This is a genomic window from Bacteroides sp. D55t1_190419_B8 (assembly GCF_015558905.1).
GTDB lineage: Bacteria > Bacteroidota > Bacteroidia > Bacteroidales > Bacteroidaceae > Bacteroides > Bacteroides vicugnae.
In genome coordinates, this window is sequence record NZ_JADMOU010000001.1 from 382,669 (window position 1) to 395,312 (window position 12,644).

The window sequence follows — 12,644 nt, forward strand, 5'->3', positions numbered from 1 at the left end:
ATAATGTATGAGACAAAGAACTCTATTTTTTTAAAAGATAATTTGTATGCTCAAATCTATTAAAATGGGATTATTGTGCTTCTGTGTAATCAACCTATCGGTTGCTTGCAGCAGCGAAGACCCAAGTATCACTGATGAAACACCGGGACAAAATACCGGTAACGGTGGTAATGAGAACGAAAGTGGTGAAGAAGAGACACCTGCCGAAACGCATTATGCCTTTCCGGGCGCTTACGGTGCAGGTTGTTATACTACCGGCGGAGCAGGCGGAGAAGTGTATACAGTAACTTCGCTTGAAGATAACACAACACAAGGGACACTACGCTACGCATTAAATCGTACGGGAAAGCGCACGATCGTATTTGCGGTAAGTGGATTGATAGAACTGAAAAGCCCCTTGAAGATAACCAACGGAGATGTAACGATTGCCGGCCAGAGTGCACCGGGTGACGGTATTTGCCTGAAAGGACATCCCGTATCCGTACAGGCAGACAACGTAATCATCCGCTTCATGCGTTTCCGCATGGGATCGGACAACTTTACAACAGAAGCAGAAGCCGACAGTGGTGATGCATTGTGGGGAAAGCAACATAAAAATATTATCATTGACCATTGTTCGATGAGTTGGAGCACTGATGAATGTGCTTCTTTCTACGATAACACTAATTTTACCATGCAATGGTGCATCATCAGCGAAAGTTTGAATCGTTCGGTACATACCAAAGGTAATCACGGTTACGGAGGAATATGGGGAGGATCACCCGCTACATTCCACCACAATTTATTAGCCCACCACAGCAGCCGTACACCACGTCTATGCGGTAGCCGCTATACAGGGAAACCGGAAAATGAAAAAGTCGATTTACGAAATAATGTTTTCTATAACTGGGGACCGACCAATGGCGGCTATGCAGGAGAAGGAGGAAGCTATAATTTCGTGAACAATTACTACAAGCCCGGACCAGTTACCAATACCAAGAAAAATATTGTAAACCGTATCTTCCAACCTAACGGTGACGACGGTACAAATAAAAACACCAAAGGTATATGGGGTACTTTTTATCTGAAAGGAAACTATTTTGACGGCACATGTCCTGAATTGAAAGCCGAATATCAATCTCTGCTTACTTCTGTAAACAATGACAACTGGCAAGGGTTACACCCCAATGCAACAGAAGCCGTTCCTTTACCCGATGGAGGAGAAAAAGCACTTCAGTCAAGTAACGAATTTACCATTTCCGAAGATGCATCCGAATTCACTCAATCGGCAAAAGAAGCTTATGAATCAGTATTAAAGTATGCCGGTGCTTCCTTAAAATATGATGATGTCGATAAACGCATCATAGCCAACGTTCGCAACGGAGATTATACGGCAGACGGCAGTAATGGCAGTGAAAAGGGACTTATTGATAAAGCCAGCGATGTAGGTGGCTGGCCGGAATATAAAAAGGAAACCGGTCCGAAAGACACCGACGGCGACGGCATCCCTGATGAATGGGAGACTGCCAACGGTTTGAACCCCAAAAGTAAAGCCGACGGTGCCAAATATACTCTAAGTAAAACGTATACCAATCTGGAAGTTTACCTCAACAGTCTGGTAGAAAAGTTGTATCCCAACAAATAAATCGTCTATATCCCTAAACAGTTAAAAGATAATGAAGCAGAAAATATCTCTATTTTATATAGCTATTGCATTCAGCATCGCAGGATTATGTACCTCATGCTCTTCAGACGATCCTGTAGATGATACAGGTGGAGGAACAAATAATTCAGGTGGGACATCTTCTGATGTCAAGCAACTGGATTATGGAGAACTTCTTGCTTTCCCATACGCCGAAGGGCACGGTCGCAATACCACCGGAGGACGCGGGGGAAAAGTTTATCATGTGACTAGCCTTGAAGACGACGCCAGTGGAAGTATCAGCGGAAGTCTGCGCTGGGCTATGCAACAAGACGGTCCTAAAACGATTGTATTTGATGTGTCGGGTACCATCTATTTGAAATCGGAATTAAAAACCCAGAAAGATGATCTGACCATTGCCGGACAGACATCACCGGGCGGTATCTGTATTGCCAATTATCCATTTACGATTAATTCCAGCAATATCATCATTCGTTTCATCCGTTTCCGCCCCGGAAACTCTAACGTAGACTGCGACGGATTAGGAGGTTGTGACAAACAAAATGTAATCATCGACCATTGTTCAGTAAGCTGGGGAAGCGATGAATGTCTTTCTGTCTATGGTATGCAAAATTCTACCGTACAATGGTGTTTAGCTTATCAAGCCTTACGTGTGACTGATGTAAAGATCAATGCTGCCACAGGCAAATTCGCTTCTCACGGATATGGCGGTAACTGGGGAGGAAACTATGCCTCTTACCACCATAACCTGATAGCCCATTGCGAAAGCCGTGTTCCACGCCTTGGTCCCCGATATACTACATTAGCACTGAACAACAACGATGGAGAGCGAGTGGATATGCGCAACAATGTTTACTACAATTGGGGAGGCGAAGGCTGCTACGGTGGTGAAGCGCAACACGTGAATATCGTTAACAACTACTACAAGCCAGGCCCCGGAACCGATGAAAGCGGTAAAGCAGACCGTGCATACCGTATCGCGAAGCCAGATGTATATCCGGAAAATTACTCTGGCGAAGCCTACAAAAAATGGCTTCAAACTTGGGGAAAGTTTTATATCGACGGAAATAAAGTAGTAGGCAATACGACTGTTAGCAATGATAACTGGACAAAAGGTGTATTTGACCAAATGGACGGTAAAAACTGTGCAACTACGGAGCTTTGGAACCAACATACCCAGATAAAATCAAGTTCACCGATAGTTAAGGCAGGAAATGTAAGAACTCATACGCCGGATGAGGCTTATGAACGTGTGATGAGCTATGCAGGAGCCAGCAACTATCGTGATAAAGTCGACGAGTTGATAATTAGCGACGTTAAAAACAGAAAAGCAAGTTGCACGGGAGATGCCAGCAAATGGGAAGGTCTTTCCGGCTACTCACAAAACAAAAGTGGATATATCAACGACCCGAAAGATGTCTGCAGAGCCTTAGGAGTAAATGATCCCTACGATGTTCTGAAATCTGTAACCAATGCAAACGTGAAAGATACGGACGGTGACGGTATTCCCGACTACTGGGAAGAAGAATATGGTTTGAATCCCAAGAAATCTGCTGATGGAAAAGAAACGACTATTGACAAAAACGGGAAGTACACTAATCTGGAAATGTATCTCAATAGTCTGGTGCACGAAATCATGGTAAATGGTGCGACAGGTGGCAGTGTTATAGAATAATTTTAGTAAATTCGAACCCAAATGATAAATTAGTAATGAAAAAGAATATATTAGCAATCTGTAGTTTGATATTGGCTTTTCCTCTAGTGGGACAAGCCATGCAACCTGCCATTTCGGTTGAAAAAACATCAAAGGACTATCCTACCCCGGATCGTTCTAAAGTTCTCGCCTTCCCCGGTGCCGACGGAGCAGGAAAATATACCACCGGTGGTGCCGGAGGTGCTGTATACACTGTTACGTCCCTGGCAGACGACGGTTCGGAAGGGACACTTCGCTGGGCTATCAGCAAGAAAGGTCCCCGCACCATTGTCTTTGCGGTTAGCGGAATTATTGAACTACAAAAAGCATTAAAACTCAGCAATGGTGATGTGACCATTGCAGGACAGACAGCTCCGGGTGATGGCATTTGCCTGAAAAACTATACGTTCTCTATTCAGGCAGACAACGTAATCGTCCGTTTCATCCGTTCCCGTATGGGAGTCGACATCAAACAAAAAGGTGACGACGCAATGAATGGTACAAAAGCGCACCAAAACATTATCATAGACCACTGCTCCATGAGTTGGTGTACGGACGAATGTGCCACATTCTATGATAACCGTAATTTCACTCTTCAATGGTGCATCATCAGTGAAAGTCTCGCCAATTCTATCCACGAAAAGGGAGCGCATGGTTATGGAGGTATCTGGGGTGGACAGCCTGCTACTTTTCACCATAACTTACTCGCCCATCACACTAACCGCACACCCCGTCTTTGCGGAAGCCGTTATACGGGTCGTCCGGAAGATGAAAAAGTGGAATTATTCAATAATGTGATTTATAATTATGGCAGTGACGGTGCTTATGCCGGTGAAGGAGGTTCCTACAACTTTATCAATAACTACTATAAACCGGGACCTTTCAGTGCGACAAAAGGTTCTTTCAAACGCTTGTTTACAGCGTATGCCGATGATGGCAAAAACAACAATAAAGCAGGTGTTCATGGTGTATTCTATTTCAAAGGTAACTATATGGATCCTACCTGTCCCAAACTGACTGACAAGCAGAAAGAGGCTCTTTATAAAGTGAATATGGATAACTCTTACGGACTGGTTATCAAAAAAGACTTTGCCACAGAAAAGGAAGTACTGTCTAAAAAAGCATTTGACATAGCCGAACATACTTCTTTGCAACCTGCCAAGAAAGCCTACAAAGATGTTCTCGAGTTTGCCGGTGCTTCATATCGCCGTGACGCCATAGACCAACGCATCGTAGATGAAACTCTCAAAGGCACTTATACTTACGAAGGTTCTCACGGAAGCACGAATGGAATGATTGACCAACCGTCTGATGTAGGAGGATGGCCGGAATATAAATCAGAAACAGCACTTGTTGATACAGATGGTGATGGTATTCCCGATGAATGGGAAAAGAAACACAACCTTAATCCCAATGATCCTTCAGACGGAGCCAAATATACATTAAGCCCGGAATATACAAACTTGGAAATGTATATGAACAGCCTTGTGAATCATCTGTACCCTAAAAAATAAATTCGGATAACCAAGATGAGGGTAAATGTATCGAAACTCTCATAAACAATAATTCACCCTTGCCACAGATAGTTGTAGCGAGGGTGATTTCGATAAAAGGGGAGCTTTGAACATCCCCCTTTCTATATCTTTCCTTTCCTATTATTATCTCCCTACTCTATCCCGATACTCCGTAGGCGTCATTCCAACCTGTGCTTTAAAGCATTTACTGAAATAACGCGGATCATTAATGCCTACCATATACGAAATCTGGGTCATATTAAATTCTCCGGTTTCTATTAATTGTGTAGCCCGCTTGATACGCATTTCTTTGATAAATTCAATCGGAGCCAGTCCGGTAAGTGTTTTCAGCTTCTTGAAGAAGACAGAACGGCTGACAGCCAGTTCCCGAACCAGATCATCTACCACCAGTTCTCCATTATCCATGTTCTGCTCCATCAACTCTACCAATTTATCCATAAACTTACGGTCGTTGGGAGACATTTCGAGAGTTGCAGGTACAGTTTCGGAGGCATCTTCTTCAGCAGACGGCATATCCGTAGCCACAGGCGCTACCTCCTGGCCGGTAGAAATATTGATATGCATCAGACTATCCCGGTAGAAACTTTGCAGTTTCTTACGCTGCATCAACAGATTTTCCACACGGGCTTGCAAATAGGTAGCACTGAAAGGTTTCGTTATATAATCGTCCGCACCATATTCCAGTCCCTCCAGTTTGCTTTCAATCGTAGTTTTGGCAGTAAGCAAGATGATAGGTATATGGCTGGTCGTCATATCCGCACGCAGTTCACGCGTCATTTCAATACCGTCTTTTTCAGGCATCATCACGTCACTGATGATAATATCCGGCAGGTACTTCAAAGCCTTGCTTGCCCCCTCCTTACCGTCAGCAGCTTCCACCACCCGGTACATCGGAGAAAATATACTGCGCAAGAATTCACGTAACTCCTGATTATCTTCGACTAACAACATCAATTCTTTGGAGTTTTCTTCTTTCGCAAATTCTTCCCCATACACATCTTCAATTTTCTCCGAATCATCGCTTACCAACGTTTCAGACTGAATGGAAGAATTGGCTATATCCACTACTTGTCCCATTCTTGCCGGAGCAACCGCATCTTCCAGAATAAACTCGGCTTCCTTATCATAATGTTCTTTTCCCTTTAGGAAATCTACTTTGAAGCAACTCCCTTCTCCCAAATGGCTATCAACGGAAATAGTCGCTTTATGCATTTCTACCAGCTCTTTCACCAATGAAAGTCCGATACCCGTACTAGCCTGATTGAAAAGATTCTTATCCACCAGATTCTCAAAACGGACAAACAGTGACTTCTTTTTATTTTCCGCAATACCGATACCCTGATCTTGCACGCCAATAGAAACTGTATTTTCATCTTCACGGATAAACACTGTAATCATCTTACCATTCGGCGTATATTTAAATGCATTGGAAAGCAAATTGAATACAATCTTTTCCAGCTTATCGGCATCCACCCAAAGATAAAGATGTTCCTTTTCGGTCTGGAACAGGAAATCAATCCGATGTTCTTCGGCCACAGCTTCAAAATTATCCATCACCTTACGGACGAAAGGTACAATATCCAGCCGCTGCACCTGCATCTTCATCTTCTTATTCTGAATCTTGCGGAAGTCCAGAATCTGATTGACAAGACGGAGCATCCGATTGGTATTCCGTTCAACCACCACTAACTGTTCGCGAGCATCAGCCGGCAATTTATCATTCTTCAAGACCTGCTCCACCGGACCTGCTATCAACGTAAGCGGGGTACGCAACTCATGCGATATATTAGTAAAGAAACGTAGTTTTATATCCGAAATCTGCTGTTCGACCGAAACCTCATGCTTCAACCGATAAATGGTAAACAGGATATAAACGGCTACGAAAATAATAATCAGAATAAAAAGTACATAAAGCACATAAGCTACCGGCGTCTCCCAGAAAGAAGGAAGAATAACAATGTTCAGCAGACGTTCATTATCCACCCACACACCATCACTATTCGTTGAACGAACACGGAGCACATACTCTCCTTTCGGAAGATTCGTATAAGTCACACTACGCTGTTTGTCGGCAAAAGTCCACTGTTTCTCAAATCCGTCGAGAATATAAGCATACTGTATATTCTGCGGATTGGTATAATCAAGTGCCGCAAAGTGAACGGAGAAAATATTCTCTTTGTGTGAGAGCACCAATGGGTCGGTATCGTCAATATCCACCTTCAGCAAGGAGTCATCTCCGGGTGTAATATCCTCATTAGTCACCATCAGCTTGGAGAATACGATAGGTGGGATATAGCTACTCTTACGAATAGAGTCGGGATTAAATATAAAGACTCCGCCACTGGCACCGAAAAGCATACTTCCTTTAGCCGTCAATGTGGAAGCCGCTTCACTAAAGCGCACCGGGAAAGTAATACTACGTTCGTCGTAACTTTCAAAACGTTCTTCAGACGGGATGAACTTACAAATCCCATTCTCCGTACTAATCCATAAATTCTCCTTACTATCTTCGCGGACAGAAAGCAAGACGTCAGAAGGAAGACCATCCAGTACGGAATATGATTTGAACTCTCCATGACCGTCTTTACTGATAGATACCAGTTTGTTGAGTCCCCCGCCGAAAGTAGCCAGATAAAGTTCCTTTTTCTTAGTGGAAATAATCCAATGGACATCATTATTACTCAAACTTTGCGTATCGTTCGGCATACGGGAGAAATGATAAAACTGCACATCCTCCGGTTTCTTAAAGTTCTCATCAAAAGCAACAGCTCCCGTAGTTGTGCCTACCCACAGACGTCCATTATGATCGGAAGTAATGAAACGCGCTTTGTAGCAAGGATCAATCGGATATCCTTTCAGATTGTTCCGGTGATTGATAAACAACGTCTTTCCTGCTTCATTCTCCGTAATATAATTGATACCTCCGGCAAAAGTAGCTACCCAGATACGACCATAATGATCTTCATAGATACAATACACATTGTTATCGCTCAAACTGTACATATCTTCTTCACGATGAAGATAACGGGTCAGTTTATAAGACATTCCGTTGGAAGAAGTCGGCTCGGCACGGACAAGTCCGTCTCCTTTTGTTGCAATCCAGATCATTCCTTTCGAATCCTGAATAACAAAATAAACAGTTCCCAACATGGGAGTACCAGTAGTAGAAACGATGCCGCTTTCGGTCAGGTATCCTTTATAAGTTTTATCGGCATCATACATACGAAGCATACCGTCTTTCAAACCGACCCACAGATTACCCAGTTTGTCTTCACACAGGGCACGCACCTCATTATGCAATGATTCATGTTCATGCGGCATAGGAGTCATCATCGCGAAAGGCACATTCCGATAAGTCACTTTCTCCAATCCCTTAGAGTGGGTGCAAAGCCATAAATTACCTTGTTTGTCGGAAAAAGCCGAATGAATCTTATTGGAAAAACGCCAGTCACGGCTACCCAATTCATTATAGAAAGGAACCAACCGCTTTTTTTGAGGATCAAAATAAGAGAAACCTCCTCCGTAAGGATGTACCCAAAGATATCCGTTTACATCTTCATGGATATGGAAGGCCGGACGGGAACGTTCGGGATTACTGTATTCAATAAGAATCTGTTCACGGGTCACCACTCCGGTCGAAGGATTAAAATGGGCTACAACACCCGGTTCTTCCTGCTCAAACCACACTTCCGAAGCACGGTCTACATAAGCAGAAAGGATCGGTTTTGCGGGTAAAGCCTTGCAAGTCAGGAATGAATAATGCACATTTGTTTTAGTCCGCAAGTTGTAAGTAAAGAAACCATCCGAATCAGTAGTGATCACAGAGATGTCCGGTGCAACCGGATGAATAGAAGTGATCCGTCCTTTCGTGGGGAGCTCGATCAACGTAAATTCTCCGCTTTCTTTCTGATAAGACCAGATGCGTCCATGATCGGAGGCAAAGCAAATGTCCTTATCCCGCTCCTGTACTGCATAAAAAGCTTGGTTCATTCCGCCAAACTTTCCTTTTGTCTCCGTAAAGTAAGAGTCCGGTTCTTTCTTTTCGGGGCGGATCATGCCGAGACCGTTATCTGTCAACAGCCAGTCATTGCCTGCTTTATCTTGATGTACTTTGAGTATATGTAGAGAGGGAAATAACTCCGTCTTACTGGAATAAATATCCCATGTCAGGCGATTATTCTCATCCGGATGAGTCTGGATTCGGATAGCTCCGTCATTTTCTGTCAGCAGCCAGACGGTTCCATTCGGCATCACCTCAATGGTATGTACATTGAAAGCGCTTCCCTCTTCTCCGGCAGCAGGCACCTGTTCAAAAGTCTCCGTCTTCGGATCGAAACGATGGACACGATTATCATAGGTCAGTAGCCACAGAAAACCGTAACGGTCTTCATAGATACGATCTACACGGTTATTGGTCAAACTGATATAGTTTCCCTGACGGGCCTTGTATGTTTTAAAGGTATAACCGTTGAAACGGTTGATGCCATCCCAAGTGGCAAACCAAAGATTGTCTTTGTGATCCTGCAAGATGTTCATCACCGTATTTTGGGATAATCCATCTTCAGTAGAATAGTGGGTGAAAAAACAGTGCTGCTGTGCATGTGTCAAGAACACAATAGCTAGCAAAAAGATTACTGAAATTAAGGTTTTCTTCATCATATCACTCGGTTCTGTGCCGTAAAGATAGAAAAATACTTGTAGTTTAATGCAATCTTTAGCGGCTATTTAACAGAATCGGACCATTCTATAGAACAAGTCATCAATTTTAGACATAAGAATAAAAGAACAAAATATCTTGTCGGATTCTGTTTTTTCGCTCTTTTGTTCTTATGTCCACTTATTTATACTTCTGCTTTGTTGTTCTGCTGCTTCCAGCTAATTTGTTTCTTTACCTGTTCATCAAATCAGCGCTTTACCGTTATCAGTTTGTTTCCGTTCTCTACCGGATTCCAACCATCTTCTCCTGCCAAAACAGTTGTTATCTCATATCCTTTCTGATTTTTCAATTGTCGGGAGAAAGCAGCACGTGCTTTCGGGTTGGCCCCTTCACCCCGATTTTCGTATTCGGCATAAAAGACTGTCTTTTCATTTTCTTTCTTGCCCCAATTATTCCAACCGACAGGAAGGATATGTTTCCCCAACTCACAACGAATAAATACAGCCTGTGCATACGGACGCCAAGGACGGGACAGATATACTTTCTTGGCTTCCGGCTCTGCTGTCAACCGGCAATCGTAGAAGACATAGCCGTACTTTTTCCCTTTATCGGTAGAAGGAGCAGTGACATAGCCATCGCGTTTGCTATGAATGTGACAGCGATTAAAAACAGCGGTAGACCAGCCGAAAATAAAATCGACTGTTCCTTCAATATAGCAATCTTCGTAATATTGACGGCTTTGCTTCCCATATGTGTAGAGAGTATCTTGGAAGCCGAGGAAACGGCAGTTCTTAAAATAGACACGGTCGGCAGATACAAAGCAGGCAACTGCCTGTCCTACGGGACCTGATGAGTTCTCAAAAGTGATATTTTCCGCATAGAAGTCGGGAGCATAGATATAGCAACTGGATGAACCGGAAGTTCCCATATTCTCACCGAATACATTTTTCTTGTTTGCGAAACCGTCATAAGTCAATATCGTACCTTCTTCTCCAATCAGGGAAATATTAATCTTGGATTCAGGGATGATGAGTTTCTCTTTATAAGTACCCTTGCGAACCAGAATAGTGGTACGGATGTCTTTGCGAAAATCGGGAACAGCATCGATCGCTTCCTGCACGGTAAAGAAATCACCGCTACCATCTTGAGCCACTACATAATCGGATTGACGGATATATTTCGCCAATTCCGGAATTTCCTTGCCGATGGCATCCACAGCCAGCCCTGCAATAGTTCGCGCTCCGTATACATTCAAGTGAGTATTGTCTTCACGGCCTTTCGGAAAAGCAGGCACTTGATTGGGCTCAACAAACACAAATAATTTCTTAGATTCTACTGGTCCAAGTCCTTGTACCAGGTCATGAGTGATTTTATTCATATCAATGAAAATCACTCCTAATTCTTTTGCCACATTGCGGGGAGCATCCAGATAAGCACCATGTGTATCGAATAAAACAGCTCCTTCCTTCGGCTGTTCCTTTTCCCCCGGCGTGCGGCGGACATCTTTTGCAATGGCGTCATCCTTCGGTTGCACAAAGTTACGACGGACGATAGAGTTAAACAATACCGGTATTCCACCCTTGGCACGGGTTTCATTTACATAGCGGCGAAGAATCTCATCAAAAGTTGTCCCCGGATCAGTGTGACGGGTAGAGTCTGCTTTCTCATCGTTATGACCGAACTGAATAAAGACATAATCTCCTTTTTTCACTTTGGAAATCACTTTTTCCCAACGTCCTTCACTGATAAAGCTCTTGGAACTGCGTCCGTTAGCAGCATGATTGTCTATCCGTACATCTTCAGAAAAGAATCCGGGAAGCACCATTCCCCAACCACGTTCAGGGTTTCCTCCATCTATTTTCTTGTTAGCCATGGTCGAATCGCCTATCATGAAGATAGTGATAACCGGTTTGTCCGCACGAAATGCAGAAAAAAGAATGAAAACTGCGGCCAGCAGCCCCCACATTTTATGTCTTTGTGTCTTCATATTTATCTATAATTATAATACTAACTTGCAGCTTATCGTAAACCGATTTATTTCGGTTGAACCAATGTGTTCACCGTATTGAAGCAAAGTGTTTCAAGCGTTGAAACTAATAATCACAAGCGGGCTGGCAACCATTCGCCTTGCTTCTCTCATTTATAAGGATACCAGTTACTACTTTCTTTAAAGATATTTTCCGGGGTATACTTCGTTATTTCCTTCTTTGTCAGCTGTTTGGCCCACATTACACGTCCTGTCGTGTCAGCACCTGCACCGGTATTTCCAAATTCGGCATAACGAGCTGTTTTTTCGTTCTCCGGATTCTTCCAGTTGTGCCATCCTTCGGGGCGGATGTGATTACCAAACTCGCAATTAATAAAAACCGTTGCCGCATAAGGACGCCACGGACGACCCAGATATACTTTTTTCACATCCGGAGCAGCTGTCAACTTGCAGTTCTTGAAAACATATCCGAATTCTTCACTTTGTGGGGTTGAAGCGGCCGTGATATATGAATCGCGTTTGCTATGAAGCTCACAATATTCAAATAGAGCAGTTGAGGGACCAAAAATAAAATCGGTAGTCCCCTCGATATAACAATTGGTAAATAAGAGCCGTGTTCTTTCAGAACCGGTATAAATAGTATCCTGATTTCCCAGGAAACGGCAGTTGACAAACATGAGCCTGTCACCTTCGGTATGAAGAGCTACCGCCTGTCCCAATGGAGCCGCATTATTCTCAATCGTCAAATCCTTAAAAGTAATGTCATTTCCCTCTACTTTTACTGTATAGGTACGAAATGTCCCCATCTTATTGATGTTGGCATGATCGTCATAAGTAATAATCGTTTTCTCTGCACTTTCGCCCACCAGTTGAACATTCTTTACCCAAGAAGGGATGACCAGTTTTTCTTTATAGACACCATTCTTGATAAATATAGTTACCGTATAATCCATAAAAGCGCGGACAGCTTCCACTGCTTCCTGAATATTACGATAGTCTCCTGTCCCGTCACGTGCCACAACTAACGTGTCTTTGCGTTGCTGTTGCTGTGAATAAACAGATGTTACTCCTACGCCGAGCAGAAGCAAACACATCATTCCTTTAAAAATAGTCCTTTTCATCGCCGGAAA

6 protein-coding genes are annotated in these 12,644 nt (G+C 43.4%); 3 read left to right on the forward strand and 3 right to left on the reverse strand.

Features of this window, described 5'->3' with window-relative positions; genetic code table 11:
• Positions 1-46: 46 nt before the first annotated feature.
• From I2I13_RS01290 to I2I13_RS01300, 3 genes are read left to right on the forward strand one after another with little or no spacing between them, the layout of a single operon-like run.
• Positions 47-1,624 carry a pectate lyase gene (locus tag I2I13_RS01290; RefSeq protein ID WP_195648537.1) on the forward strand — a complete coding sequence of 526 codons (1,578 nt, stop codon included), beginning with the start codon at positions 47-49 and terminating at the stop codon, positions 1,622-1,624.
• A gap of 31 nt (positions 1,625-1,655) precedes the next feature.
• Complete coding sequence (locus I2I13_RS01295) at positions 1,656-3,317, forward strand: pectate lyase (RefSeq protein ID WP_195648538.1); 1,662 nt, start codon at positions 1,656-1,658, stop codon at positions 3,315-3,317.
• Between the two features lie 35 nt (positions 3,318-3,352).
• Positions 3,353-4,849: a pectate lyase gene (locus I2I13_RS01300; RefSeq protein ID WP_122135610.1), complete on the forward strand. Its 1,497-nt coding sequence runs from the start codon at positions 3,353-3,355 to the stop codon at positions 4,847-4,849.
• 144 nt (positions 4,850-4,993) lie between these two features.
• Here I2I13_RS01300 and I2I13_RS01305 read toward each other — a convergent pair whose 3' ends face one another.
• The 3 genes from I2I13_RS01305 to I2I13_RS01315 all read right to left on the reverse strand — a co-directional run bounded on the left by I2I13_RS01305 (position 4,994) and on the right by I2I13_RS01315 (position 12,635).
• Positions 4,994-9,529 carry a two-component regulator propeller domain-containing protein gene (locus tag I2I13_RS01305; protein ID WP_195648539.1) on the reverse strand — a complete coding sequence of 1,512 codons (4,536 nt, stop codon included), beginning with the start codon at positions 9,527-9,529 and terminating at the stop codon, positions 4,994-4,996.
• A gap of 245 nt (positions 9,530-9,774) precedes the next feature.
• Positions 9,775-11,514 carry a pectinesterase family protein gene (locus tag I2I13_RS01310; RefSeq protein WP_195648540.1) on the reverse strand — a complete coding sequence of 580 codons (1,740 nt, stop codon included), beginning with the start codon at positions 11,512-11,514 and terminating at the stop codon, positions 9,775-9,777.
• Between the two features lie 149 nt (positions 11,515-11,663).
• A complete protein-coding gene (locus I2I13_RS01315; protein WP_195648541.1) occupies positions 11,664-12,635 on the reverse strand; it encodes a pectinesterase family protein in 972 nt (323 codons plus the stop codon).
• Between the last annotated feature and the right edge of the window lie 9 nt (positions 12,636-12,644).

Coding starts and splice junctions, on each gene's coding strand:
- I2I13_RS01290 (WP_195648537.1), top strand. CDS start 47: ATGCTCAAATCTATTAAAATGGGATTATTGTGCTTCTGTGTAATCAAC.
- I2I13_RS01310 (WP_195648540.1), bottom strand. CDS start 11,514: ATGAAGACACAAAGACATAAAATGTGGGGGCTGCTGGCCGCAGTTTTC.
- I2I13_RS01315 (WP_195648541.1), bottom strand. CDS start 12,635: ATGAAAAGGACTATTTTTAAAGGAATGATGTGTTTGCTTCTGCTCGGC.
- I2I13_RS01300 (WP_122135610.1), top strand. CDS start 3,353: ATGAAAAAGAATATATTAGCAATCTGTAGTTTGATATTGGCTTTTCCT.
- I2I13_RS01295 (WP_195648538.1), top strand. CDS start 1,656: ATGAAGCAGAAAATATCTCTATTTTATATAGCTATTGCATTCAGCATC.
- I2I13_RS01305 (WP_195648539.1), bottom strand. CDS start 9,529: ATGATGAAGAAAACCTTAATTTCAGTAATCTTTTTGCTAGCTATTGTG.